Source organism: Rhizobium sp. 01N424, from assembly GCF_056399485.1.
The window spans coordinates 147,353-173,406 of the sequence record NZ_JBFTRK010000008.1 but is presented as its reverse complement, the minus strand read 5'-3'; the positions used below and the strand labels follow the sequence as shown (position 1 = coordinate 173,406).

24 protein-coding genes and 1 pseudogene are annotated in these 26,054 nt (G+C 62.0%); 14 read left to right on the top strand and 11 right to left on the bottom strand.

The window, feature by feature from the left end; genetic code table 11:
- The first annotated feature begins 69 nt into the window (after positions 1 to 69).
- A complete protein-coding gene (locus tag AC1DNK_RS20325; protein ID WP_477943072.1) occupies positions 70 to 312 on the top strand; it encodes a DUF1902 domain-containing protein in 243 nt (80 codons plus the stop codon).
- 5 nt (positions 313 to 317) lie between these two features.
- A pseudogene (locus AC1DNK_RS20320) lies at positions 318 to 511 on the top strand (type II toxin-antitoxin system HicA family toxin).
- 291 nt (positions 512 to 802) lie between these two features.
- On the opposite strand, the gene AC1DNK_RS20315 reads toward AC1DNK_RS20320, so the two are convergent.
- On the bottom strand, positions 803 to 1,429 hold the full coding sequence (locus tag AC1DNK_RS20315) for a DUF922 domain-containing Zn-dependent protease (protein WP_477943071.1): 627 nt from the start codon (positions 1,427 to 1,429) through the stop codon (positions 803 to 805).
- A gap of 100 nt (positions 1,430 to 1,529) precedes the next feature.
- On the opposite strand from AC1DNK_RS20315, the gene folP reads away from it, so the two are divergent.
- Genes folP through folK form a run of 3 tightly spaced genes read left to right on the top strand, consistent with a single transcriptional unit; the run spans position 1,530 to position 3,275 of the window.
- Entirely contained in the window at positions 1,530 to 2,399 is an 870-nt protein-coding gene (gene folP / locus AC1DNK_RS20310) for a dihydropteroate synthase (RefSeq protein ID WP_477943070.1), read from the top strand.
- Positions 2,396 to 2,767, top strand: coding sequence for a dihydroneopterin aldolase (folB, locus tag AC1DNK_RS20305; protein WP_112387225.1), 372 nt, complete (start codon positions 2,396 to 2,398; stop codon positions 2,765 to 2,767). Before folP ends, folB begins: the two co-directional genes overlap by 4 nt.
- Positions 2,757 to 3,275, top strand: coding sequence for a 2-amino-4-hydroxy-6-hydroxymethyldihydropteridine diphosphokinase (gene folK, locus AC1DNK_RS20300; protein ID WP_477943069.1), 519 nt, complete (start codon positions 2,757 to 2,759; stop codon positions 3,273 to 3,275). The genes folB and folK overlap by 11 nt, the downstream gene beginning before the upstream one ends.
- Before the next feature lie 54 nt (positions 3,276 to 3,329).
- Here folK and AC1DNK_RS20295 read toward each other — a convergent pair whose 3' ends face one another.
- From AC1DNK_RS20295 to AC1DNK_RS20280, 4 genes are all read right to left on the bottom strand, one after another.
- The gene (locus AC1DNK_RS20295; protein WP_477943068.1) at positions 3,330 to 3,878 is read right to left on the bottom strand and encodes a hypothetical protein; all 549 of its coding nucleotides are present in this window, start codon (positions 3,876 to 3,878) and stop codon (positions 3,330 to 3,332) included.
- A gap of 213 nt (positions 3,879 to 4,091) precedes the next feature.
- The gene (locus AC1DNK_RS20290) at positions 4,092 to 5,174 is read right to left on the bottom strand and encodes a YcjF family protein (protein ID WP_477943067.1); all 1,083 of its coding nucleotides are present in this window, start codon (positions 5,172 to 5,174) and stop codon (positions 4,092 to 4,094) included.
- Positions 5,171 to 6,646, bottom strand: coding sequence for a YcjX family GTP-binding protein (locus tag AC1DNK_RS20285; protein WP_477943066.1), 1,476 nt, complete (start codon positions 6,644 to 6,646; stop codon positions 5,171 to 5,173). Before AC1DNK_RS20285 ends, AC1DNK_RS20290 begins: the two co-directional genes overlap by 4 nt.
- A 76-nt stretch (positions 6,647 to 6,722) precedes the next feature.
- The gene (locus tag AC1DNK_RS20280; RefSeq protein WP_477943065.1) at positions 6,723 to 7,217 is read right to left on the bottom strand and encodes a SixA phosphatase family protein; all 495 of its coding nucleotides are present in this window, start codon (positions 7,215 to 7,217) and stop codon (positions 6,723 to 6,725) included.
- A 275-nt stretch (positions 7,218 to 7,492) separates the two neighbouring features.
- Here AC1DNK_RS20280 and dksA point away from each other — a divergent pair, with 275 nt between their 5' ends.
- Entirely contained in the window at positions 7,493 to 7,912 is a 420-nt protein-coding gene (dksA, locus tag AC1DNK_RS20275; protein ID WP_112387229.1) for an RNA polymerase-binding protein DksA, read from the top strand.
- A gap of 76 nt (positions 7,913 to 7,988) precedes the next feature.
- Here dksA and AC1DNK_RS20270 read toward each other — a convergent pair whose 3' ends face one another.
- Entirely contained in the window at positions 7,989 to 9,095 is a 1,107-nt protein-coding gene (locus tag AC1DNK_RS20270; protein WP_477943064.1) for a flagellar biosynthetic protein FliO, read from the bottom strand.
- A 277-nt stretch (positions 9,096 to 9,372) separates the two neighbouring features.
- On the opposite strand from AC1DNK_RS20270, the gene cckA reads away from it, so the two are divergent.
- The gene (cckA, locus tag AC1DNK_RS20265) at positions 9,373 to 11,979 is read left to right on the top strand and encodes a cell cycle histidine kinase CckA (RefSeq protein WP_477943063.1); all 2,607 of its coding nucleotides are present in this window, start codon (positions 9,373 to 9,375) and stop codon (positions 11,977 to 11,979) included.
- A gap of 36 nt (positions 11,980 to 12,015) precedes the next feature.
- Here cckA and AC1DNK_RS20260 read toward each other — a convergent pair whose 3' ends face one another.
- Entirely contained in the window at positions 12,016 to 12,942 is a 927-nt protein-coding gene (locus AC1DNK_RS20260; RefSeq protein WP_112387232.1) for a pseudouridine-5'-phosphate glycosidase, read from the bottom strand.
- Positions 12,943 to 12,972: 30 nt separating this feature from the next.
- Entirely contained in the window at positions 12,973 to 13,917 is a 945-nt protein-coding gene (locus tag AC1DNK_RS20255) for a carbohydrate kinase family protein (RefSeq protein WP_477943062.1), read from the bottom strand.
- A gap of 241 nt (positions 13,918 to 14,158) precedes the next feature.
- Between AC1DNK_RS20255 and recA the strand changes: the two genes are divergently transcribed.
- The 3 genes from recA to AC1DNK_RS20240 all read left to right on the top strand — a co-directional run bounded on the left by recA (position 14,159) and on the right by AC1DNK_RS20240 (position 19,055).
- Positions 14,159 to 15,244: a recombinase RecA gene (gene recA / locus AC1DNK_RS20250; RefSeq protein ID WP_112387234.1), complete on the top strand. Its 1,086-nt coding sequence runs from the start codon at positions 14,159 to 14,161 to the stop codon at positions 15,242 to 15,244.
- Positions 15,245 to 15,407: 163 nt separating this feature from the next.
- A complete protein-coding gene (alaS, locus tag AC1DNK_RS20245) occupies positions 15,408 to 18,071 on the top strand; it encodes an alanine--tRNA ligase (RefSeq protein WP_477943061.1) in 2,664 nt (887 codons plus the stop codon).
- A gap of 132 nt (positions 18,072 to 18,203) precedes the next feature.
- Positions 18,204 to 19,055, top strand: coding sequence for an AraC family transcriptional regulator (locus tag AC1DNK_RS20240; RefSeq protein ID WP_477943060.1), 852 nt, complete (start codon positions 18,204 to 18,206; stop codon positions 19,053 to 19,055).
- Here the strand turns inward: AC1DNK_RS20240 and AC1DNK_RS20235 are convergent.
- The 3 genes from AC1DNK_RS20235 to AC1DNK_RS20225 form a co-directional block, all read right to left on the bottom strand.
- Positions 19,047 to 19,685: a glutathione S-transferase family protein gene (locus tag AC1DNK_RS20235; RefSeq protein WP_477943142.1), complete on the bottom strand. Its 639-nt coding sequence runs from the start codon at positions 19,683 to 19,685 to the stop codon at positions 19,047 to 19,049. The two genes, AC1DNK_RS20240 and AC1DNK_RS20235, sit on opposite strands and share 9 nt — an antisense overlap.
- Positions 19,686 to 19,773: 88 nt before the next feature.
- On the bottom strand, positions 19,774 to 20,217 hold the full coding sequence (locus AC1DNK_RS20230; RefSeq protein WP_477943059.1) for an N-acetyltransferase family protein: 444 nt from the start codon (positions 20,215 to 20,217) through the stop codon (positions 19,774 to 19,776).
- Positions 20,218 to 20,292: 75 nt separating this feature from the next.
- Entirely contained in the window at positions 20,293 to 21,507 is a 1,215-nt protein-coding gene (locus AC1DNK_RS20225) for an NADP-dependent isocitrate dehydrogenase (RefSeq protein ID WP_477943058.1), read from the bottom strand.
- A 189-nt stretch (positions 21,508 to 21,696) separates the two neighbouring features.
- Here AC1DNK_RS20225 and AC1DNK_RS20220 point away from each other — a divergent pair, with 189 nt between their 5' ends.
- From AC1DNK_RS20220 to murI, 4 genes are all read left to right on the top strand, one after another.
- Positions 21,697 to 22,221 carry a hypothetical protein gene (locus AC1DNK_RS20220; RefSeq protein ID WP_477943057.1) on the top strand — a complete coding sequence of 175 codons (525 nt, stop codon included), beginning with the start codon at positions 21,697 to 21,699 and terminating at the stop codon, positions 22,219 to 22,221.
- 73 nt (positions 22,222 to 22,294) lie between these two features.
- Positions 22,295 to 24,289, top strand: coding sequence for an FUSC family protein (locus tag AC1DNK_RS20215; protein ID WP_477943056.1), 1,995 nt, complete (start codon positions 22,295 to 22,297; stop codon positions 24,287 to 24,289).
- A 56-nt stretch (positions 24,290 to 24,345) separates the two neighbouring features.
- On the top strand, positions 24,346 to 25,176 hold the full coding sequence (locus tag AC1DNK_RS20210; RefSeq protein ID WP_477943055.1) for an RNA methyltransferase: 831 nt from the start codon (positions 24,346 to 24,348) through the stop codon (positions 25,174 to 25,176).
- Entirely contained in the window at positions 25,157 to 25,960 is an 804-nt protein-coding gene (gene murI, locus AC1DNK_RS20205; RefSeq protein ID WP_112387242.1) for a glutamate racemase, read from the top strand. Before AC1DNK_RS20210 ends, murI begins: the two co-directional genes overlap by 20 nt.
- Positions 25,961 to 26,054: the final 94 nt, after the last annotated feature.

Genomic DNA, 26,054 nt, shown 5'->3' with positions numbered 1-26,054 from the left:
CGTTTATATTAGCCTGAATAGCAGTGTTCGAGCGGTTATGGCTGGAAACGGCCGAAGTGAGGCCAGCCTATGAAACACGTGTCGATTTTGGTTCGCGCCGATTGGGATGCTCAAGCGGCGGTTTGGGTTGCCAGCAGCGCGGATGTGGAGGGTCTCGCTGTCGAGGCAGAGACACTCGAAGTCCTGAATAGCAAGGTCCTTTCGGCGATTGCCGATCTGCTGGAATTGAACGGCATTTCGTCCGACCTTGCCGAAATTCCCGTCCACATCATGGCCGAGCAGCTTGCTCGCGTTCCCAATCCTCATTTCTGACCCTCATGGGCGGCTATCTTCGCGAGCTCAAGGAATTGTTGCAGAAGGCAGGCTGCCAATATGTCCGGCCGGCTAAAGGCGACCACGAGATCTGGTACAGCCCGATTTCCAAGCGGCACTTCACTTCGATCATGGCGTAAAATCGCGCCACACCGCAAATGAGACACTGAAGCAAGCCGGTTTGCCGAAGGCTTTCTGAACAGGGAAGAGCCAAAAAAAGCCTCGCGCGCCGGATGACGAGCGAGGCGAGGCGGGCGCATAACCATCGGACGAGGGAGGACCGTCCGCGGCTTGGAACGCGCCAGGAGAACCCAGCGACGGAAAGATCAGGTAGTTCAGTCCTGAACTTTCGAATGTGTTCATATTAGCGCGCCTCAGTTGAGTCGCCTATCGCTAATTTTCACCATTGAGAGGCTGGGGAGGACGCAAGTTTCGCACAGGTTTCGTTGTGCAGCTAACGATCTTGCGTCGTATTTTGCCCGCAAATGCGCTAGTTTTTGCCGCCGGATGATTTGAGTCGGTTGTTGAGCAGCCGCATCATCCGATTCTGGAAATTGACCGCTTCGACCTTGTCGAAGCGCGCCTGAAGGCGGTCGTGCTCGTCTATTCCGCGAGTGGATTCTTCCGATACCAACTCCTGCATTGCCTCGCAGTTGCGCTGCGCGGGGAGCGAGAGGATGCCGCGCTCCATGGCGCGTGCCTGTGTTCTGGCGATTTCGGCGTGGCGCTCTTCGTGCCGCTTGATATCGCTCGATAGCGCATCCCAGATCATCGACAGGTCCTTCGTCGCGCCCTTGCGGTTACGCCAGCGCGGCAGGATGATCTGCGTGTGGACTGTGACCTTGGCGCTGCCGACCTTGCAGCGTCCGTCGTGCTGGATATAGGTGGCCTCTCCGCCGAAGCGGATCTTGGTGGCGCCGGGGTGGCGGGCCGATGAACCGTTTGCGGTCGGGCCGCGGGTGCTGAGCTGCTGGTCGAGTTCGTCGGCGGTTTTGCCGCGGATGTCGAAATAGGAATAGCTCTTCGTGGCGACCACTTCGGCCGACGCTGAGGTGCAAAGGGCAATCGTCATGGAAAAAGCAAGGAGAAGACGCATATTCGGCGATGCGGAAGGCATTCTAGACGGTGACCCATGTTGAAGTTTGGCGGAGCTTGGGGCATAGCCACCGCGAGCGCAATAGGCGCAGGATTTTTTATTATCAATAGGATAAACGCCGGTGAGTGAGCTTCATGTCAGCCGATGGCGGGTCGCCCATGACCGCGAATTGACGCTCGGCGCAACGAGCGTGATCATGGCGATCGTCAACGTGACGCCGGACTCGTTTTCCGATGGCGGGAAGTACGATCACGCCGATGCGGCCGTCGCGCACGCGCTGGCGGCGGTGGCCGAAGGTGCTGAGATCATCGATATCGGCGGCGAGTCGACGCGGCCGGGTGCCGCCAAGGTCGATGCGGCCGAGGAGCAGCGGCGCGTGCTACCCGTCATCGAGGCGCTGCGCGGCAAGACCGAGGCGCTGATTTCTGTCGATACCTACCGCGCGGAGACCGCAAGGCTCGCGATCGAAGTGGGCGCGCATATCGTCAACGACGTGTTTGGGCTGCAGAAGGATGTGGCGATGCCTGGCGTTGTCGCGCGGGCGAATGCCGGCGTGTGCATCATGCATACGGGCCGCGAGCGCGATAAGCTGCCCGACATGGTCGCCGATCAGGCCGTGTTCCTGGAGCGGTCGCTGGCGCTGGCAAGCGAGGCGGGGGTTGCCAATGAGCAGATCGTTCTCGATCCAGGCTTCGGTTTCGCCAAGGAAACGGCGGATGAGAATTTCGAGTTGATGGCGCGTTTTGCGGAGCTGTCGCGCTTCGGCTTTCCGTTGCTCGCCGGGACCTCGCGCAAGCGCTTCATCGGCGCTGTGACCGGCCGGGATGCCGCCGATCGCGATGCGGCGACGGCGGCCAGCAGCGCGCTGCTCAGATTGGCGGGGGCTGCGGTTTTCCGGGTCCACAATGTCGCAATCAACAGGGATGCGCTGGCTGTTGCCGATGCTATGCTGACGGCACGCCGAAATTACGAAGGACGCCGGGGCCAATGACTATGAAATACACGATCCTGATGCAGAACTGTGCGTTCTTCGCGCGCCACGGCGTGCATGACGAGGAAGAGTTCCTCGGGCAGCGGTTCTTTGTCGATGCCGAACTCGATGTGACTGCCGGAAAGGCGCTGGAAAGCGACTCGATCGAGGATACCGTCAATTACGGTATCGCCTTCACGGTCATCGAGGAGATCGTCGTCGGCAAACGGCGCTATCTGATCGAGGCGCTGGCGCTCGATATCGCCAAGGGGCTATGTGAGCGCTTCCACCAGATCACGCGGGCGAAGATCACGGTGCGCAAGCCGAGCGCGCCGGTTCCGGGCGTGCTCGATTTCGTTCAGGTGAGCGTCGAACACTTTGCACACTGATCGTTTCAAGGCGGCCACGCTCGGTCTCGGCGGCAATATCGGCGATCCCGTCAACGCGATGGCCTCGGCACTGCAGCACCTCGATGCGCGGGACGATTGCCGGCTGACTGCGGTGTCCAGGCTTTACCGGACGCCGCCATGGGGAAAGACCGATCAATCCTTCTTCTTCAATGCCTGTGCCGGGGTCGAGACGTCTCTGGCGCCGGAGGCACTGCTCGATGTCTGTCTTGAGATCGAGCGGGAGATGAAGCGTGAACGGATCGAGCGCTGGGGTCCGCGCACGCTCGATATCGACGTCCTGACCTACGAAGGTGTCGAGCAGGAAGCGCCCCGGCTGGAGCTACCGCATCCACGCATGACGGATCGCGGCTTCGTGCTGATGCCGCTTGCTGATTTCGCCGGAGATCTTCTGGTGAAGGGGCGGACGGTTCGGGATTGGCTCGCTACTGCCGATGTGCAGGGCATCGAAATCGCTGATGCCAGCTTCGAGTGGTGGCGGAAGCCTTGAAACGAAAAGCGGCGGAAAATCCGCCGCCTGGGTGTGTCCTGAGGATGATCTGTCTTACTGGACCGAGCCGACCGTAATCTCGTCCAGCTGACGGGTGAGGGTGAGGCCGATCACCGGGATCATGCGGTCTTCGACCTTGACCGAGACGGTGACGTTCATCGTCTTGTCATCGCGGATGCGGGCAATCATCGCGCCATTCAGCTTCGAGCGGTTGAGACCAACGACGACGGTATCTGGGGTGACGGTGCCGGATACAACGTCCAGACCCTTGCCGGCGGCGCCATCCAAGAACTGTCCCTTGTAGCTGCTGCCCGACTGGGTGATCGTCGCGGTCATCGGCTGTTTGAAGACGCCGACGCGGCAGGAGCCGTCAAGCTTTATGCCCGTGCCATCGGTAACCGAGGAGCCGACGAGGTTGCAGGTGAACTTCGTGCCCTTGTATTTCCCGGCGACGATTTCGCCCGGTCCACGCCAGGATCCGGCCACCGATTCGAAGAAGGCCTTATCGCGTGTCGCAGCGGTTGCTGCAGGAGTGACGTCAGCCATTGGCGACAGCGCCACGGCGGCCAGGCCGCAGACGAAAAGAAGCTTGCGCAAATACATGGATTTTCCTTGGCACACCTACCCGCTACTGCCTTGGAGTTTTGCCGAATAATGGTTAACGGTTGGTTTCCGGGATGACAAAGGGCTCTGGAAAACCAGCATTTTCGGCGTCTGGGCAGCCTTCAACCTGCGTAGCTACGCCCATGAAAATTATAGGTTTCCTGATTGCTTCCGTTGCGTCAGGCGACGAAGCTGAGAAAAAAACCGTGGGGATCACTTCTGCTGGTCGCGGCCGGATATCGAAGGCGTGAGATCGCCGATGAAATCGCTGATTCCCGGGCGCTTCAGGGCGTGAAATGCCAGCGGGCGGCAGAGATCCATGGCGGCGATTCCGATGCGGGCCGTCATCAGGCCGTTGATGACACCTTCGCCAAGGCGCGCTGACAGCTTCGACGCCAGTCCATGGCCGAGAACCTGCTGCACCAGACTGTCGCCGACGGCGATCGAGCCGGTGACCGCGAGATGGGCAAGGACGTCGCGCATCAGCCTGACCATGCCAAGCGTGCCCGGCCGCCCGCCATAGAGCTCCGCCATGGCGCGGATCAACCGCGACGCCTCATAGAGCACGTAGAGGAGGTCAACGATGGCGCGCGGGCTGACAGCGGTGACGATCGAGACGCGCTTCGAGGAATTGACGATCAATGCACGCGCCTGACGGTCGAGCGGTCCGAGCAGCTCGCGTTCGGCAAGCGCCACCAGATGCGGGGCGTCGATGATGTCGTTTTCGGAGGCCTTCAGCGTGGCGCGGCCCTTGGCTGTCTCGGGCTTTGCCGAAAGCATTGCCGCCAGCCGGTTGACGAGACTGCGCGCCTTGGCCGGCCTGGTTTCCAGAATGGCCGCCTCGGCCTCGGCCTTGATCGTCTGGACGGCGGCGAGCCGCATCATGCCCGCGGTCTCGCGGATGACGATACCGATCACGGCAAGGATGCCGATCGCAAGCGCGGTAAGGGCGGCGTAGCCCAGCCAGTCGGCGCGGGAAAAGAGGTCGCGGATCAGGCTGTCGGTCCAGAGACCGAAGGCGAGCGACAAAAGCACGCCGAACGCCGCTCCGGCGATTTTCGCGAAGGATGTGCGGCGTCTGCGCGGCATTGCGACCGGAAGCGGCGCAGCATCCTTGTCGCGGTTGATGAAGGGATCATCCTCATCCGGTGTCAGGACGACGTCGGCCTCGAAGCTGGACGGCTTGCGGCGCTGCACCGGCACGGCGGTTTCCAGCGCGCGAGGCTCGTCTTCGTAAACAAAGGCTGCAGGTTTGCGCGTATTGCCAGCGGCATTTTCTGGATTGGACTTGCTCATGCGAGGCGGTCTCCAAACAGGAACTGCATGGCGCGGTCGAGGCGGATATGCGGCACCGAGAGCTTGATGCCGCCACCGGTTTCCTCGAGCTGCGGTGGCCTGAAGCGGACGACGTTGACATCCGGGAGGTGGATATCTCCCGCATTGGATTCAATGGCTGCGAACAGGCTTTCGGGGTTCTCGGGCAGGTCTCCGGGGAAGATAGCGGTCTTGCGGATGCCGTCGAAACGCACGCCGCCGATCGTCTCGCCATCGATCGGCGTGCCGACGATCACAGGCAGGTCGTGTCCGTCGCGCCTGACGGTCGCCTCGCGGGTGGCGCGCACCGAGGCAAGCGCCATGACGTCGATGCCCGCGCCGGCCATGCCGATGCGGTGGACGGCGCGTTCGACGAGGCGCCGCGTCAGGGCGTCGAGCCGGTCGTGGCTTTCGTGATGCAGGTGGTCGGCCTTGGTGGCGGCGACCAGCACCCGGTCAATACGGCGGCCGAGAAGCGAGGAGAGGAGCGAGTTGGTTCCCGGGCGGAAGCAGGCCAGCACGTCTGTCAACGCCCGTTCGAGATCCTGCACGGCTTCGGGGCCGCGGTTGATTGCCTGCAGCGCATCGACAAGCACGATCTGGCGGTCGAGACGGGCAAAGTGCTCGCGGAAGAACGGTTTGACGACGACCGATTTGTAGGCCTCGTAGCGCCGCTCCATCATCGCCCAGAGCGAGCCCTTTTCGGCCCGGCCTTCGGGCGGCAGGAGCAGCGGCGCGAAGGTCAGTGCCGGTGAGCCGTCGAGATCGCCCGGCAGGAGGAAACGGCCGGGTGGCAACGTCGAGAGCGAACGTTCGTCGGCCTTGCAGGCCTTCAGATAGGCGGCAAAGGACGTTGCGAGGTCTCGGGCCTGCATCTCATCGGCCGCCGCGTGAAGATCGGCTGCCTGTGTTAGCTCGAGCCAGGTCTTCGAGAGTTCGGCGCGGATGCCGGTGCGGGCGAGCGCCAGGGTATCCTCGCTGAAAGTCCGGAAATCCTTGGCGAGCAGCGGCAGGTCGAGCAGCCATTCGCCCGGATAGTCGACGATATCGATCGACAGGCGCCCTGGCGAAAACATGCGGTTCCAGCCGCTGGCGCTCTGATAGTCGATGGTGACCCGCAGTTCTGAGATGGCGCGGGTGGAATCCGGCCAGACGCGATCCTTCACCAGCGCGCGGATGTGATCTTCGTACTGAAAGCGCGGAACGCCGTCATCAGGCTGCTCTTCGAGGCGTATCGCCGAAACGCGGCCCGATTGCACCGGTTCGAACAGCGGCAGGCGGCCGCCATGCAGGAGGTTATGGACCAGGGAGGAGATGAAGACCGTCTTGCCGGAACGGGATAGACCGGTGACGCCGAGACGGACGGTCGGATTGACCAGACCCGTGGCGCGGTCGGTGAGGTTATCGAGTGCGATGCGGGCATCGTCAGCGAAGGAGGTCAAGCTTGGCGGCAAGGCGGTGTCCCGGTTGTCATTGCTCAAGCATATAGGATGGCGAGGCCGCCGGAAAAAGAACCGGCATGCAACCGCGTCAGCCGCTCAGAAATTCACGCAGCTTCCAGGCGGCGGCCGCTGCGTCGAAATCCAGAACCGCAAGGCCGCCGGCGGGAAAGCCGCCGGGCAGGGCGCGCAGCAGCTGTTCGTGGCCGATCAGCGCCTCCAGCGTCTGCTCGATCGTCGGATTATGGCCGACCAGCATCACCGCATTGCTTTCCTGCGTATCGAGGAGCTCGAGATAGACATTGGGGGCCGCGTTATAGAGTTCGTCGATATAACGCAGCTCCAGAGACAGGCCCATGGCGCGATGGACGGCATCGGCCGTCTGGCGGCAGCGCTTCGCCGTCGAGCTCAGGATAATGTCCGGACGGTAGCCCTTGTCCGCTGCGCGGTCGGCGAGGATCTCGGCATCGCCGTATCCCTTTTCGCTCAGGGCGCGGTCGAAATCGCGTTGTCCGGACTGCGCCCACGCGGCTTCGGCATGCCGCAACAGGTAGATTCGCGAAGGCGTATGCAAGGTTGCGGCCATAGAAAAATCCACGTGCGAAGGAGCCTTTTCAGTAGCCGCCGGGTATTGCCGGCGTCAACCGGTGACGTGCCGTGGTGGTGCAAAAGCGCTGGGCCTACACGGCTTGTTGAAGGCGGGGTGAGAAAGCGAATCTGGAATAGTGGTGAGAAAATAGACTGTTAGCCTAAAAATATGACAGATTTAAAAATCTGTTTACATGTCGTATTTGGCTTGAATCGATATTGGCGCATGAGATATACAGCCCGCCACATGAGATGTTCTTCAGGAGAATCGCGTTGAGTGAGAAGATCGATCTTAGCAGCTACGTTCCCTCGGAAGACGAGGAGTTCATGAACGTAAACCAGCGAGCATACTTCCGCACGAAGCTGGTCGCATGGCGAAATGACATCCTTAGAGAAGCGCGCGAGACACTGGATCATCTCGCTGAAGAAAGCGCCAACCATCCCGACCTCGCGGATCGGGCATCTTCCGAAACAGACCGCGCCATCGAACTTCGAGCGCGTGACCGTCAGAGAAAACTGATTTCCAAGATCGATGCTGCCCTGCAGCGGATCGAGGAAGGCACTTACGGCTACTGCGAGGAAACCGGCGAACCGATCGGCCTCAAGCGCCTCGACGCCCGCCCGATTGCCACATTGTCGATCGAGGCGCAGGAACGCCACGAGCGCCGCGAAAAGGTTTATCGCGACGAATAAGCGTCCTGGGAGCAGGCATAAAATAAAAGGCACCGCATTGCGGTGCCTTTTTCGTTTTGGCGGTCTGACTGACCGGTTACTTGTCTCGGTTGACGCTCATCTCGCCGAAGATGCGCGCCACTTCCTTCTGCAGTTCGGCATCGGCGCCGGTGACCGGCGGTGCTTCCGGGTCGCGGCGCTGCAGGTTGACCGGCTGCGGCGCGATGGTGCGGATCGGCGCGCTCTGAATGGATCGCGCCGGCTGGACGACGCGTTCGGCGGCCAGCGTGGTGTTCATCTCTTCTTCGAGAATGCGCTGAAAATCGCCTTTCGGCTGCTGTGGCGGCGCTCCCGCATCGGCGGTCACCACCGGATGGCCCTCCGAAACCGTCGGCAGGCTTTGTGCCGGCGGTGTCAGCACTTCGGGTTCGATACGCGCCTGTTGCGGCAGGACGCGGGCGCGAGCGGCATCCAGGACATCGGCGGCATTGGTGGTTTCGAGCGACGGTGCCGGCTGCGGCTGCTCCATCGGGCGGACGGTGATCGTTGGCGGGACACGGTTTTCTGCCGCGGCAATGACCGGAGGAGCGGTGATGGCCGGAGTGGGAGCCGGTGCAGGGGGAGCAGGAGCGAAGGCGGGTGCTGCGGCGGCGGATGCGATGGGTTGCGGGCGGCGCGGCTCGATGAAAGGTGCCGGAGCGGGCGCAAGGGCAGGGATGTAGGGCTCGGCCTCTTCCTCTTCGAAGATCGCCACCGGTTCCGGCTTCGGTTCAACCCGGGGCTCCGGCCGCTGTTCGGGGACGGCGCGGAGTGCAGGGCGTTCGGCCACGGCCGGGCGCCGTTCGATTGCGGGAGCTGCCGGTTGTGACACCGGCGCCGGGCGGAGCTCAGACGACGGTTTCGCCTGTTCGGCGCCCTCAGGGAGGATGCGGCTTTCGATGACGATATCGCTGGGGCCGCCGATCATGATCAGGTGCTCGACGTCGTCGCGGCGCACCAGCACGAGGCGGCGGCGGGTATCGACGGCAGCGGCGTCAAGAACTTGCAGGCGGGGCTGGCGGTTCTTGCCGCCGCGCACGAAAGGCGAGGGTGCGCGGTTGCGCATCAGCCAGAGCACGCCGATCAGGACGACCAGGCCAAGGCCGACGCCGCCTGCTGCTAGGAGGAAACGGCTGCCGTAGTCGCTCACTACGCTGTCAAACATGATCTTAAACTCCCCTATACGCAGGCCGCATCATGAAGGCTTTTCAGTTCCTTAGGCAATAGGCTGTGTGCTTGTCCAGTCACGCCCGTGCGAGAAGATCGCCTCAGAAGCCCGATGGCTTGCGAAACTGGCGCTGTTCCTTGTGAATTCAAGCGTTCCGGCGGTACGGCACTGTTTTTGCAAGGCCTACAAATTGCTAAGAAGGAACGAACGCCTGATTCCTGCTTTGTCTTCCGGTGACAAAGCGCCATGCCGGATCGGCGCATGCGAGGACTAGATGACGACACCGCGTCAGGCTGACGACTACAATTCCCCGATCGTGGATCGAGGAGGACGTTCCGGCACGGCTATCCGCATCCTCCTCCTGGCGCTGGTGCTGATCGCCGCTGCCGCCGCCTTCGTGGTGTTCAAGAGTTCGCTCGACAACGAGATGGTGCTCGGCGTTCTCGGCGTGCTGGCCATGGTCGGTATCTTCTTTCTGGTGTCGTCGGTGATCGGCTTCATAGAAGTGATGCCCCAGCGCCAGTCCGACAGCCTGGCCCGCTCGTTTCTCAACAGTCACCCGGATGGTTCGCTGATTACTGATGACAAGGGCCGGATCATCTATGCCAACGGCGCCTATGGAAAACTGACCGGCGCGCGCAAGGCAACCGAGGTGCAGACGCTGGAAGCGCTGCTGTCGCGTCACCGCGAGTCCAATGAGGCGCTCTACCGTCTGTCGAACGGGCTGCGCGAGGGCCGTGAAGGGCAGGAAGAGTTCCGGCTGCTGCGGGCGCTCGGACCATCGCCGAATGGTTCTGGGGCGCACTGGTACCGTCTGAAGGCGCGTACGCTGAAGACCGAGGAGAGCGGCAGCAAGCCGCTGCATATCTGGCAGATCAGCGACATCACTTCGGAGCGCGACGATCAGGAGCGCTTCTTCAAGGAATTGCAGAACGCCATCGACTATCTCGACCATGCACCGGCCGGCTTCTTTTCCGCCGGGCGCAAGGGCGAGATTTTTTATCTCAACGCGACGCTGGCCGAATGGCTTGGTCTCGACCTGACGAAATTCATACCGGGCTCGATGACCATCGGCGACGTGGTGGCAGGCGAGGGGCTGGCATTGATCCAGTCGGTTCAGGCCGAGCCGGGTCTGAAGAAGACCGATACGCTGGATCTCGATCTGAAGAAGTCGAACGGCCAGAGCCTGCCAGTGCAGATCGTCCACAGCGTCACGTCGATGCGCGACGGTGCGCCGGGCGAAAGCCGGACGATCGTGCTGCGGCGCGAACCGGGCACCGAGAACGAGCAATCCGCCTCGGCCGCCGTCATGCGCTTTACCCGCTTCTTCAACAATACGCCGATGGCGATCGCCTCCGTCGATGGCGAAGGCCGGATCCTGCGCACCAATGCGCCGTTCCTGAAGCTGTTCTCCGGCCTGGTATCGCGCGATGACGTCGACAATGGCGCACGGCTTGAAGCGATCGTCCAGCAAAGCGATCGTGAACGGCTGCAGAGCGCGCTCGACGCCGCCAAGGACCGGCAGGGCGACATTCCGCCGATCGATTCCCGCACGCCTGACGACGATGCACGCCATTTCCGCTTCTACATCAATGCCGTCATCGACCAGAGCGACGAAGCGCCGGAAGAGGCGGCGATCGTCTATGCCGTCGAGGTGACCGAGCAGAAGGCGCTTGAGGCGCAGATGGCGCAGACGCAGAAGATGAACGCAGTCGGCACCCTGGCGGGCGGCATCGCACATGACTTCAACAACGTGCTGACGGCGATCCTGCTATCCTCCGACCACCTGCTGCTGCAGGCGCGGCCGGCCGATGCGAGCTTCGCCGATCTGATGGAAATCAAGCGCAATGCCAACCGCGCGGCGGTGCTGGTGCGCCAGCTACTGGCCTTCTCGCGCAAGCAGACGATGCGGCCGTCGGTGCTGAACCTGACGGATGTCGTCGGCGATCTGCGCATGCTCGTCGACCGGCTGCTGTCGGGCACCAACGTCAAGCTCGATGTCGAATATGGCCGCGATCTCTGGCCCGTCAAAACCGACCTCTCTCAGTTCGAACAGGTGCTGATCAACCTCTGCGTCAACGCCCGCGACGCCATGCCCGAGGGCGGCAAGTTGACGGTGCGGACACGCAACGTGACGGCGGATGAAGTCGCGGCCTTCAACTATTCCTATATGCCGAACGAGGACATGGTTCTTGTCGAGGTCAAGGATACCGGCACCGGTATCGCGCCCGAGATCATGGACAAGATTTTCGAGCCGTTCTTCACCACAAAGGAAGTGGGCAAGGGAACCGGCCTCGGGCTGGCGATGGTCTATGGCATCGTCAAGCAATCCGGCGGCTATATCCAGCCGGAGTCCGAAGTCGGCAAGGGAACCACCTTCCGGGTGTTCCTGCCGCGCCATATCGTTGAGCCGGTCATAGCTGCCGAGGGGAGCGCAGACGGCTCTGTTGCCAGCAACGTCGTGCAGATGCCTGTCGCGGTGCAGCCGGAGCAGCCGGAAGACCTGACCGGCAACGCCGTCATTCTGCTCGTCGAGGATGAGGAGGCGGTACGCCGCGGCGGCAAGCGGATGCTTGAGACCCGCGGCTATACGGTTCACGAGGCGGGATCGGGCATCGAGGCGCTCGACATTCTGGAAGAACTCGACGGCAAGGTGGACATCGTCGTTTCCGACGTCGTCATGCCGGAGATGGATGGGCCGAGCCTGCTGCGCGAGCTGCGCAAGACATATCCGGATATGAAGTTTGTCTTCGTTTCCGGTTATGCCGAAGATGCGTTTGCGCGCAATTTGCCGGAGGGATCGAAATTCGGCTTCCTGCCGAAGCCGTTCTCGCTGAAGCAGCTGGCCGTCGTCGTCAAGGAAACGCTCGACAGCAAATGACGGGAGGCGTTTCCGCCTCCCGGGTTTTCAATTCATTCAGGCGTCCAGCGCCACGGCGATTTCGGCCGCCAGCCGCGCGTTGTTTTCCACCAGCGCGATGTTGGTCTTCAGGCTCTGGCCGTCGGTCAGGTCGAAGATGGTGCTGAGCAGGTAAGGCGTGACCGCCTTGCCGGTGATTTCGTCGCGCTCGGCGCTATCGAGCGCACGCTCGATATAAATCTCCATCTCCTCGCGCGGAATTTCGTCGGCTTCCGGAACCGGGTTGGCGATCAGCATGCCGCCATCGATGCCGAGCTGCTCGCGGGTCGTCTGGAAATTGGCGATTGCCGCCGGGCTGTTCAGGGTCAGCGGGCTCTTCAGGCCTGACTTGCGCGACCAGAAGGCCGGGAATTCTTCGTTCTCATAGGTGACGACGGGAACGCCGGAGGTTTCCAGCACTTCCAGTGTTTTCGGAATATCGAGGATCGCCTTGGCGCCGGCGCAGACGACGATGACGCCGGTGCGGGCAAGCTCTTGCAAGTCGGCCGAAATGTCGAAGCTCTCTTCGGCGCCGCGATGCACGCCGCCGATGCCGCCGGTGGCGAAGACCTTGATGCCGGCACGCGCCGCAGCAATCATTGTCGCGGCCACGGTCGTGGCGCCGGTGCGGCGCTCGGCGATCGAGAAGGCGAGGTCGGCGCGCGACACCTTCATGACGTCCTTTTCCTTGGCGAGCCTTTCAAGCTCTTCCGGCTCGAGGCCGATATGCAGGACACCGTGCATGACCGCGATGGTCGCCGGAATGGCGCCCTGCTCGCGAATGATCGCCTCGACGCTGCGGGCCATCTCGATATTGCCCGGATAGGGCATGCCATGAGTGATGATGGTCGATTCCAGCGCGACCAGCGGTGCACCGCGCTGCTTGGCAGCGGCAACTTCCTTCGAATAGGAGATCGGCAGCAGAGGGGAGATCGGTTTCGTCATTGTCGTTTCCAGTTCATCGATAAGCGCGCTTCAATGCAGAATTCTGGCGGCCGGAACAAGGGCCAGCGTGTCGCGGAGCAGTTCGGGCGTCAGTTTTTCACTGACGGCAAGCGGCGATTGGACGGTGACCGCTGCGGCCGCAGCGCCATGACGCACGGCTTCCTCCAGCGGCAAACCGTGCATGAATGCCGACAGCACGCCTGCGGCAAGCGAATCTCCGGCGCCCGTGACGTCGGCCACGCTATCGACTGCGGGCGGCTGCAGCGCGATCGACTGCTTGCCGGCAAAGGCGATCAGTTCGCGCTGTCCGCGGGTGACGACGCCGCCCTTCAATCCGGTGTCACCGAGCAGAGACACCCAGTCTGTCGCATCGTCAGGGCGTGTTCCGGCGAGTGCCGTGGCTTCCGCCTCGTTGAGGAACAGGAAGTCGATGCCTTCGGCACAGGCCTTCAGCTTGATCACCTTGGCTGGCGAGATGGCAATCGCCGCCACCGGTTTTCCAAGGCCGTTTGCCCGGGTGACGATGGCCGCGATCGTGTCTTCCGGCAGGTTGGCGTCGAAGAGGATCAGATCATTGTCGGCAAAGGCCTCGCGCACCGCGCGGATGGCGAGGCGGCGGGGCGAGAAATAGCGGTAGAGGTCCATATCGGCGAGCGCGATGACGAGATTGCCGTCTCGCTCGATGATCGCGGTGTAGCTAGGCGTCTTGCGGTCGAGGAAGACGAAAGGGCGGTCGTTGACACCGGCTGCATAGGCAGCCTCCGTCACCATCTCGCCGGTCGGATCACCGCCGCGCGGCGAAATCATCGTCACGTCGAAGCCGAGGCGGGCTAGATTGCGCGCCGCATTGAAGCCGCCGCCGCCGGCTTCTTCGAACCAGGATCCCGGATTGCTGGAGCCCGGCGCCGTGTCGCCGGATATGCGTCCACGCCGGTCGATATGGGCGCCGCCGAGCACGAGAATATTGCGCTTCATGCGTGAGCTCCAGAGGGGGCGATTTCGCCGAATCGAGCCATCCGCTGCAGCTCGCCGTCAGGCCGTGTCACGCTGCTAAGCCCTTGCGCCGCATCAATAAAACAAATGTAGAACACGTACTGATTTACCTTTTCGTTTCAATCATTTGAACGCCACTTGCGGAATGAGAACAAATCACGTACAAAATCGGCATCGGCGGCGACATTGCTAGAGCGGCTTCAATAACCTAAAGGTGGATCGAATGTCACAGAATACATTGCGGCTTGTAGAGGACAAATCGGTGGACAAAAGCAAGGCACTTGAAGCGGCACTCTCTCAGATCGAGCGGTCGTTCGGCAAGGGCTCTATCATGAAGCTCGGCTCGAATGAGAGCGTGGTCGAGATCGAGACTGTTTCGACGGGCTCTCTCGGACTGGATATCGCACTCGGCATTGGCGGTCTTCCCAAGGGCCGCATCATCGAGATTTATGGACCGGAAAGCTCCGGCAAGACGACATTGGCGCTGCAGACCATTGCAGAAGCCCAGAAGAAGGGCGGCATCTGTGCCTTCGTCGATGCGGAACATGCGCTCGACCCGGTCTATGCCCGCAAGCTCGGCGTCGATCTGCACAATCTCCTGATCTCGCAGCCGGATACCGGGGAGCAGGCGCTAGAAATCACCGATACGCTGGTTCGTTCCGGTGCCGTCGATGTTCTCGTCGTCGACTCGGTCGCTGCACTGACGCCGCGCGCCGAAATCGAAGGCGAGATGGGCGACAGCCTGCCGGGCCTCCAGGCGCGTCTGATGAGCCAGGCATTGCGCAAGCTGACCGCATCGATCTCGAAGTCGAAGACCATGGTCATCTTCATCAACCAGATCCGCATGAAGATCGGCGTGATGTTCGGTTCTCCGGAAACCACGACGGGCGGCAACGCGTTGAAATTCTACGCCTCGGTTCGCCTCGACATCCGCCGTATCGGCGCGGTCAAGGAGCGTGAAGAGGTGATTGGCAACCAGACGCGCGTCAAGGTCGTCAAGAACAAGATGGCGCCTCCCTTCAAGCAGGTCGAATTCGACATCATGTATGGCGAAGGCGTCTCGAAGACCGGCGAGCTGGTCGATCTCGGCGTCAAGGCAGGCATCGTCGAGAAGTCAGGTGCCTGGTTCTCCTATAACAGCCAGCGGCTCGGGCAGGGGCGTGAGAACGCCAAGATTTTCCTGCGAGACAATCCGGATACGATGCGCGAGATCGAGACTTCGATCCGCCAGAATGCCGGCCTGCTTGCGGAGAAGCTGCAGAACGGCGGACCGGATGCCAATGACGGCGATGGCGACGGCGAGCCCTGATCCTCGCCCTAGCATTTTTGCGTTCGAAACGGCCGCATTCCACCAGGAATGCGGCCGTTTCGTTTTGCAGGCGGGTTTGCCTGCTGGACAGTGGTTAATGCGGACGATAAAAGCCACTGCATTTAAGATTTGACCTGCCGTGGGCAGCATTGAAGGGCATAGCATGAGCGGTGTGAATGATATCCGGTCGACCTTCCTCGACTATTTCAAGACCAACGGCCACGAAGTCGTTCCGTCGAGCCCTCTCGTGCCGCGCAACGACCCGACGCTGATGTTCACCAATGCCGGCATGGTGCAGTTCAAGAACGTCTTCACGGGTCTTGAAAAGCGCCCCTATTCGACGGCGACGACGGCGCAGAAATGCGTGCGCGCCGGCGGCAAGCATAACGACCTCGACAATGTCGGCTACACCGCGCGCCACCACACCTTCTTCGAGATGCTCGGCAACTTCTCCTTCGGCGATTATTTCAAGGAGCGGGCGATCGAGCTTGCCTGGAACCTGATCACCAAGGAATTCGGCATCGACGCCAAGCGCCTGCTGGTCACCGTCTATCACACCGACGACGAGGCCTTCGGTCTCTGGAAGAAGATCGCCGGTCTGTCGGAGGACCGGATCATCCGCATTCCGACCAGCGACAATTTCTGGGCGATGGGCGATACCGGTCCCTGCGGTCCGTGCTCCGAAATCTTCTACGATCACGGCGATCATATCTGGGGCGGCCCTCCGGGCTCGCCTGAGGAAGACGGCGACCGCTTCATCGAGATCTGGAACCTCGTCTTCATGCAGTACGAGCAGATCACCAAGGAAGAGCGCGTCGATCTGCCCCGCCCGTCGATCGATACCGGCATGGGCCTCGAGCGCGTTGCGGCGCTGTTGCAGGGTAAGCATGACAATTACGATATCGACCTGTTCCGCGCGCTGATCGAGGCCTCCGAGGAGGCGACCGGCGTCAAGGCAGAAGGCGACCAGCGCGCCAGCCACCGGGTCATCGCCGATCATCTGCGCTCGTCCGCCTTCCTGATCGCCGACGGCGTTCTGCCGTCCGCTGAAGGCCGTGGCTACGTGCTTCGCCGCATCATGCGCCGCGCCATGCGCCATGCCGAGTTGCTTGGCGCGCGCGAACCGCTGATGTGGAAGCTGCTGCCGGCGCTGATCCAGCAGATGGGCCGCGCCTATCCGGAACTGGTGCGCGCCGAGGCGCTGATCACCGAAACGCTGAAGCTTGAGGAAACCAAGTTCCGCACGACCCTGAAGCGCGGCCTGTCGCTGCTGTCGGACGCCACGACCACGCTCGGCAAGGGCGACATGCTCGACGGCGAGACCGCCTTCAAGCTCTACGACACCTACGGCTTCCCGCTCGACCTGACGCAGGATGCCCTGCGCGCCCGCGAAATCAACGTCGATCTCGCCGGCTTCACCGATGCCATGGAGCGCCAGAAGGCGGAGGCCCGTTCGCATTGGGCCGGCTCCGGCGACAAGGCGACCGAAACCATCTGGTTCGAGCTGCGCGAGGCGCATGGCGCAACCGAATTCCTCGGCTATGCCACGGAAAGCGCCGAGGGCGTCGTCCAGGCGATCGTCAAGGATGGCGCCTCTGCTCAGCAGGCCGTCAGCGGCGACAAGGTGCAGATCGTCGTCAACCAGACGCCGTTCTACGGCGAATCCGGCGGTCAGGTGGGCGATGCCGGCATCATCTCTTCCGACAACGCCAGGATCGAGATCACCGATACGCAGAAGCGTGGCGAGGGGCTGTTCGTGCATATCGGCACAGTCGTCGAAGGCACGATCAAGACCGGCGACGCGGTTGCGATGACCGTCGATCACGCCCGCCGCTCGCAGATCCGCGCCAACCATTCGGCAACGCATCTGCTGCATGAGGCGCTGCGCGAAGTGCTTGGCCACCATGTTGCCCAGAAGGGCTCGCTGGTGACGCCGGACCGCCTGCGCTTCGACGTGTCGCATCCGAAGCCGATGTCTTCAGAAGAGCTGAAGGTGGTCGAGGATATGGCCAACGAAATCATTCTGCAGAATTCGCCTGTCACGACGCGTCTGATGAGCGTCGATGATGCCCGTGCCGAGGGCGCAATGGCGCTGTTCGGCGAAAAATACGGTGATGAAGTGCGTGTGGTTGCCATGGGCCAGGGTCTGCATGGTGCCAAGACCGGCAAGCCTTATTCGATCGAGCTCTGTGGCGGCACGCATGTGTCTGCGACCGGTGATATCGGGCTGGTGCGCATTCTCGGCGACAGTGCCGTCAGCTCCGGCGTGCGCCGTCTCGAGGCAGTCACCGGGGAAGCGGCCCGTGTCTATCTGGCCGAGCAGGACGACCGCGTGAAGACGCTGGCGTCGGCCCTCAAGGTGCAGGCAGGCGATGTGGTTTCGCGCGTCGAAGCGCTGATGGACGAGCGCCGCAAGCTGGAACGCGAACTGGCCGATGCCAAGCGCAAGCTCGCCATGGGCGGCGGCCAAAGCGGTTCGGCCGATGACGCGGTCCGCGAGATCGCCGGCGTCAAGTTCCTCGGCAAAGCCATTACCGGCGTCGATCCGAAGGATCTGAAGGGCATTGCCGACGACGGCAAGGCCAGCCTCGGCTCCGGCGTCGTGACGCTGATCGGCGTTTCCGACGACGGGAAGGCCAGCGCCGTGGTTGCCGTTACCGAAGATCTCGTCGGCCGCTTCAGCGCCGTCGATCTGGTGCGCATCGCTTCTGCAGCGCTCGGCGGCAAGGGCGGCGGCGGCCGTCCCGATATGGCCCAGGCCGGCGGTCCGGATGGATCGAAGGCTGACGAGGCGATCGAAGCGGTTGCGGCAGCGCTTGCTGGTTGATCTTCACCGGATGGTGATAGTGAAAGGCGGAGACTTCGGTCTCCGCCTTTTTTGTTCTAAGCCTGAACTCCGCAGGATTTGTCAAACCGGACTATGGTTGTCTGCAGGTGATCGATTTGCATGAGGTCTGACATGAACGGGCAAACGGCTTGGTCTCTCTATGAAAACCGCCTGAGGCGGGTTTCGGCCTATATCCACGACCACCTCGACGAGGAGCTAGATATGGAGCGGCTGGCCGATATCGCCTGCATGTCGAGCTATCACTGGCACAGGATCTACCGGGCGATCTACGGCGAGACGCTGGCGGCCACCGTCAAGCGGCTGCGGCTGCATCGCGCGGCGGGCGATATCGTCCGTACAGGTCTTGATATCAGCGAGATTGCCAAGCGATCGGGCTATCCCAATCTCCAATCCTTCAACCGCATCTTCAAATCGGTCTACGGCATGCCGCCGGCGCGCTACCGGAAAGAGGGAAGCCATAAAGTCTTCGAACCCTCGATTTCAGGAAAGGCGACAGCCATGTTTGACGTGACGTTGAAAACCATCGAGCCGATCGATCTGATCGGCGTACCGCATACCGGTTCCTACATGCAGATCAGCAAGGCGTTCGAGACGCTGTTCGGAACGCTTTATGCCCGCGGGCTGGCGTCACCCGGTATGCGGATGATCGGTGTCTATTTCGACGATCCTGATATCGTTGCTGCTGAAAAACTGCGGTCGGTTGCCTGCGTCAGCGCTGATGAGACCATCGCCGCCGAGCCGCCTTTCGTCCGGCAGTCTCTCAGCGGCGGCGAGTATGCGGTGCTGCGCCACAAGGGTCCCTATGCGGACATGCACAAGGCCTATCAGTGGCTCTATGCCGAATGGCTGCCGGTTTCCGGCCGGCAGCTGCGCGACGGGCTGATGTTCGAGGAATATCTCAACAACCCGCGCGACACGGCGCCGACCGAGCTTTTGACGGATATCTACATGCCGCTAGTGTGAGTGGGCCTTGAGCTGCATGTCCTGCATCGCTTCATCATCCAGTGCGTTGGCCCGGCGGTAGGCATCCCGGTTGGCGACGCGGCCGAGATAGTCGGCAAAGGCCGGCCGCTGCTCGAGCGAACCGAAATTCAGGCCCCAGCCGATATGCGAGCCAACATAGACATCGGCGGCCGTGAAGCGGTCGCCGGCGATATAGGGGTTGTCGGTCACGGCTTTTTCCAGCGTGTCCATGACATCGCCGAAGCTGCCATATTCGACGCTGCGGGCCTTGTCGGCAGGGGTGACGAAGCCGAGCATACGGATGGTGACGACCGATTTCAGCGGACCGGCGGCGAAGAACATCCAGCGGTAATAGGAGCCGCGCTCTTTAGGGCGCGGCGCCAGCTCCTTCTCAGGAAACGTGTCGGCCAGATAGGCGCAGATCGCAGCGCATTCGGTGACGATGGTGCCGCGATGCGAGATCGCCGGGACCTTGCCCATCGGATTGACCGAGAGATAGTCCATTCCCTTGATCGTACCGTCGAAGGTCTTGATCTCGGTGCGGTAGGGAACACCGGTTTCCTCCAGCATCCAGCGGGCGATCCGGCCGCGCGACATCGGATTTGTGTAGAACACCAGTTCTTCGGTCATCATTGTCTCCTCATCGATTGCTGATATCTGGCGCAGGCCAGCGACGCGGCAATGTCTAGGGGAGGATGCTGCCAATTTCTGTCAGCAGTCAGAGCTGCTTTCTGTACTGGATGAAGCCGGAGCGTTCGGCGATGTGATCGTAGAGGCGGCGGGCGCGCTCGTTGGTCTCGTGCGTCATCCAGTAGAGCCGGCCGGCGCCCTGTTCGCGGGCAAGATCGGCAACGCGCTCGATCAGTGCGGCACCGGTTCCAAGACCGCGCTGGTCTGCCTCGACATAGAGATCCTGCAGGTAGCAGGTCCATTTCGGCAGCCAGGTGGAGCGATGGAAGATGGCGTGGACGATGCCCTTCAGCTTGCCGTCGTCATCGAAAGCGCCGAAGGCATGCATCGGCTCGTTTGCAGCGTGGAAGCGCGCCCAGGTCAGTTCGGTGGTCTCAGGCGGAATGACGACGTCGTAAAAGGTCTGATAGCCCTTCCACAAGGGCTCCCATTGCGAGCGGTCGGATGGCTCAAGCAGGCGGATCGTCGTCATGTGCTGTTCCCTTGTTGTTGAAATGAAAACGGCGGGAAGATCCCGCCGTTCTGCTGTTCTCTGGTTCTGGCCGCCTCAGGCGCCCATGGCCGTCTTGAGGTTCTCGTCGATCTTGTCGAGGAAGGCGGTCGTCGACAGCCATGGCTGATCCGGGCCGATGAGCAGCGCCAAGTCCTTGGTCATGAAGCCAGCTTCGACGGTGTCGACGCAGACCTTTTCGAGCGTTGCCGCGAACTTTGCGAGTTCCGCATTGTCGTCGAGCTTGGCGCGGTGTGCGAGGCCGCGGGTCCAGGCGAAGATCGAGGCGATCGAGTTCGTCGAGGTTTCCTGGCCCTTCTGGTGCTGGCGGTAGTGGCGGGTCACCGTGCCATGTGCGGCTTCCGCTTCGACCGTGCGGCCGTCCGGCGAGAGCAGGACCGAGGTCATCAGGCCGAGCGAGCCGAAGCCCTGGGCGACCGTGTCGGACTGGACGTCGCCGTCGTAGTTCTTGCAGGCCCAGACGTAGCCGCCGGACCACTTCAGCGCCGAGGCGACCATGTCGTCGATCAGGCGGTGTTCGTAGGTGATGCCGAGCTCGACGAACTTGGCCTTGAATTCGGCCTGGTAAACTTCCTCAAAGATGTCCTTGAAGCGGCCGTCATAGGCCTTCAGGATAGTGTTCTTGGTCGACAGGTAAACCGGCCAGCCGCGCATGATGCCGTAGTTCATCGAGGCGCGGGCGAATTCGCGGATCGACTCGTCAAGGTTGTACATCGCCATGGCAACGCCGGCGCCGGGAGCGTCGAAAACGTCCTTCTCGATGACTGCGCCGTCTTCACCGACGAACTTGATCGAGAGCTTGCCCTTGCCCGGGAATTTGAAATCGGTCGCCTTGTACTGGTCGCCGAAAGCGTGACGGCCGACGACGATCGGCTTGGTCCAGCCCGGGACGAGACGCGGAACGTTCTGGCAGATGATCGGCTCGCGGAAGATCACGCCGCCGAGGATGTTGCGGATCGTGCCGTTCGGGCTCTTCCACATCTGCTTGAGATTGAATTCCTTGACGCGGTCTTCGTCAGGCGTGATCGTCGCGCACTTGATGCCCACGCCGTGCTTCTTGATGGCGTTGGCGGCGTCTACGGTCACCTGGTCGTTGGTGGCGTCGCGGTTTTCGACAGAAAGGTCAAAGTAATCGATATCGAGGTCGAGATACGGATGGATCAGCTTGTCCTTGATAAGCTGCCAGATGATACGCGTCATTTCATCGCCGTCGAGATCGGCGACGGGGTTAGCGACCTTGATCTTTTTCATGTATCTGCCTCGTAAGCTGGTGGGGACTGGGTCCCGTGGCGGGTGATTTTTGAAATCCCGAGCGCTATAGCATTGTGTGCTTGGAACGCAAAGCCGCAAGCACCCCGGAAAGAGCATTTTGGGGCCATTGCCAAGTCCGCGGATTTGATTAGTGTCCGCGGCAATTGCTTCGTTAACGGACATTTCATCATGAAGACGATTGCCTTGCTGCTTACCGTATTCGCCGGTCTTCCGACCCTTGCAAAAGCTGCCGAAATCCCGGCGCCGGTTCAGGAGGTCATGGACGCCACGGTCAATAACTGGTCGGGCGACGATATCGAATGGGTCGACATCTTCGACCCCGGCAAACTCGACACGCGCTACAGCAAGGATTTCGCCGCCAAGTACCGGGAGGCGGCAAAGCATCCCGCCGTGGACGACGGCATCTCACCCTTCGATTACGACGTCATCGTCAACGGGCAGGATGCCTGCCCGTTGGAAGATCTGAAACTGACGCCGGAGAAGACGGCCAATGGTCAGGATGAGGTCGTGGCGTCGTTCCGGAAGATGGCATGCGGCGAGGGCGAAGAGGCACAGGCGGTTTCCACCGTGCGCTTCGAGATGGCCACGGAAGGCGGCAAGGCCGTCATCGACGACATCATGCTCGAGGATCCCGAGACCAAGGCTACCAGTTCGCTGAAGGCGACGATGGACGAGATCGCCAAGGGCCAGTGAGGGCCGGCCCGGCGTTTGATTTTGCCCGATTTGGCGGTATGTCCGGAGAGGGCATGTTTCGTGACTGCGCCGGATGAGGGTTCATCGGTTGTTTTCGGGCTTCGATCTTCGTGACTGGCTGCTTGCCAACGACCCGGCGCTGTCGCGCTTTCGCATGGCATCGCGGGTGACGCTGACGATCGTCATCTCCTTTGCGATCCTATTCTTGATCCATCTCTTTGCTGTGCCGCTACCGACTGCCTCCTATGGCCTCGGCATCGTGCTGTCGATCGAGGGTGGGGTCGCCGTGCGCGACAAGGGCAATTTCCGGCAGCTGATCACGCGGTTACTCGGATGCCTGGCCAGTCTTGCCGTCGTGGCGATCGCCGCGGCGCTGGAAGATCATCGGGTGCTGACCGATCTGGTCTTTCTGGTGGTGATCTGCCTTGCGGCCTCGGCGCGCGTCTTTGGGCCGCGCGGGTTTGCCATCGGCATGTTTGCCTTTACCTCCTATTTCATGGGGGCCTATTTCCACCCAGACATCGGCGAGTTGCCGCTGATCGCGGTCGGTCCCATTGTTTCGGCGCTGACCGGCCATGTCGTCCGCGCGATGCTGCTGCCGGATATCTGGCGCCGCGATCTGTTGCGATCGCTGGAAAGCGTGCGGGGCAGGGTCAACCAGATCCTCTTCAAGCTGGCAGCGCTTGCTTCGGACGGACAGGTCAACGAGCACGATCGCCAGGAACTGCGCCAGCTGGAGGATCGGCTGAAGGAAGTGGTGCTGATGGCGGAGAGCTTCATCCCGCGGCCAGCCGGCGGCGTCTTCGACAAGGGTGAGGATCCGGCCGCAGAACTGGCGATCCACCTCTTCGATCTGCATCTCGCCGCCGAAAGCGCCATCGTGCTCAGCCAGCAGAGTTTGCCGGATTTCGCGCTGGTTCACGCCGTCATCGAAGGCAAGCAAGGAAGCCTTGCTCAACAGGATGACGCATCGTCCGACCCGGCTGCCGAGACCAGGCGGGCGCTTTTCTGGCTCGGTGACGCCAGACGTCACCTCGTGGAGACAATCGCGCAGGCGCAGATGACCGCATTCGCCGGTGTGGAGCCCGCCGATGACGAGCCGACCGCTGCGGCGATCGACTTTTCCTTCGCCAATCCTTTGATCAAATCCGCCTTGCAGATCACGCTCGCCGCCGCGCTGGCCATGAGCGTCGGGCTGATGCTGTCGCGCGAACGATGGTTCTGGGCGGTGCTGGCCTCGTTTCTGGTCTTCACCAATACCAATTCCCGCGGCGACACGGCGATGAAGGCGCTGCAGAGGTCGCTCGGCACGTTGTTTGGCATTGTCGTGGGTCTCGGGCTTGCGACGCTGCTGACCGGCCACGACGCGATCGCCATCCCCGTCGCGGTGGTCTGCATCTTCCTGGCTTTCTACTTCCTGCAGATTTCCTATGCGACGATGACCTTCTTCGTGTCGATCGTGCTCTGTCTCGTCTACGGGATGACCGGTGCGTTGACTGTCGATCTGCTGGCGCTGCGCATAGAAGAGACGTTAATCGGGACGCTGGCCGGGACGGCGGTCGCCTTCCTGGTTTTCCCGGCGCGCACCCGCGGCGCACTGGATGCCGCACTTCAAAAATGGTTCGACGCGCTCGACGCGCTGCTCTCGGCGATCCTCGACGGCAAGCCGCGCTACGAGCTCATCTCGCTTTCTCAGACGCTCGATGGTGCCTATCGCGATGTCACCGTCGCCGCACGGCCTCTCGGGTCGGCCTGGTCGGTGGTGACACGTCCCGGCCGGATCCGGCAGACGCTGGCGATCTTTCTGTCGGGCACCTATTGGGCCAGGATCGTCGCCAGCTCTTATGGCGAGGGTCTGAGCGATGCGGACCGTGAAAAGGTGAGGGCGGCGCTGGCGGCTGCGCGGACGCGGCTCTCGGCGGTGGCGCCGCGCGGTTCGGAGTGTTTCTTCGTCGAGCGCCAGTCGGCAGCTTCCGCCGCACGGCATCTGCCGATCTCCATGAGCGGCGCAAGGCTCGGCGTGGAGATGGTCGGCGGCGTCCTCGACCGGCTCTATCCGGCCGCATAAGTCTTGCCGTTTGCCGCGCGCAAGGCTATTCCGGCTCGAAAGCAAGGACGGCATTCATGGCAGGCACAAACAGCGAGCGGGAACTTCTGACCGAAGGACCGGCGATCATTCTGGTCGAACCGCAGATGGGCGAGAATATCGGCATGGTGGCACGCGCCATGGCCAATTTCGGCCTTGCGGAGCTGCGGCTCGTCAATCCGCGCGACGGCTGGCCGAACGAGAGGGCGCAGGCGACGGCGTCGAAGGCCGATCACGTCATCGCCGGCACGAAGGTCTACGACACGCTGGAGGAGGCGATCGCCGACCTCAACTTCGTCTATGCGACGACGGCGCGCGAGCGGGACGGTTTCAAGCCGGTGCGTTCTCCCGTGGTTGCTGCCGAGACGCTGCGGACGAGATTTCGCGCCGGGGAGGGTGTCGGCATTCTCTTCGGGCGCGAACGCTGGGGCCTCAGCAACGAGGAAGTGGCGCTGGCGGACGAGATCGTCACCTTTCCGGTCAATCCGGCATTCGCCTCGCTCAACATCGCCCAGGCGGTGCTTTTGATGTCCTACGAGTGGATGAAGTCCGGGATGGACGATCTGGGCGAGGTGCGCTTCCAGGCCATGGAGCAGACGCCATCGACCAAGGAGCAGCTGTTCGGCTTCTTCGACCAGCTGGAAGAGGCGCTCGATGCGCGCAATTATTTCCACCCGCCCGCGAAAAAGCCCAAAATGGTGGACAATCTGCGCGCAGTTTTGTCGCGCCGCGCCTTCACCGAGCAGGAAATCAGCGTGCTGCGCGGCGTGATCTCCTCCCTCGACCGGTTCTCGCGGAAATATCCGCGCGGCAGCCGGGCTCCCGAAAAGACCAAGGAACGGCCGAAAAATGACAGCAGCGGGGAATGAGCTGAAACCGGTCCTGGTTTTCGATTCCGGTATCGGCGGGCTGACCGTGCTGCGCGAAGCGCGCGTGCTGATGCCGGAGCGTGGCTTCATCTATATCGCTGACGACGCCGGCTTTCCCTATGGCGGCTGGGAGGAGCAGGCGCTGAAGGAGCGTGTCGTCAGCCTGTTTGCCAGGCTGCTCGAAGAGCATGATCCCGAAGTCTGCATCATCGCCTGCAATACGGCCTTCACGCTTGTCGGCGCCGATCTGCGTGCTGCGTTTCCGCAGATGACCTTCGTCGGAACGGTTCCTGCGATCAAACCGGCGGCCGAACGGACGCGTTCCGGGCTGGTTTCGGTGCTGGCAACGCCTGGCACCGTCAAGCGCGCCTATACGCGCGACCTGATCCAGTCCTTTGCGCAGCAATGCCATGTCCGTCTGGTCGGATCGGAAAATCTGGCGCGGATGGCCGAGGCCTATATCCGCGGCGAGACCGTATCGGACGCCGCGGTGATGAGCGAGATCGAGCAGTGTTTCGTCGAAAAGGACGGGCGCAAGACCGATATCGTCGTGCTCGCCTGTACGCATTATCCGTTCATGGCCAATCTTTTCCGACGGTTGGCGCCGTGGCCCGTGGACTGGCTGGATCCGGCTGAGGCGATTGCGCGCCGTGCCCGCAGCCTCGTGCCTGAGGTTGCGGATGCGGTTCATCCTGACAATTTCGATTTTGCGGTCTTCACGTCGGGCAACCCGGATTTTGCAACGACACGGCTGATGCAGGGCTTCGGTCTCAGCACCCGCTAAGGCGTTTCAACGCTTTCTTTCGCTCTGGTGATGACGCAGACTCGCTGCCGGGGAATCAGGTGCGGCGCCTTCCGTGCCTGAGAATGAAGGAATG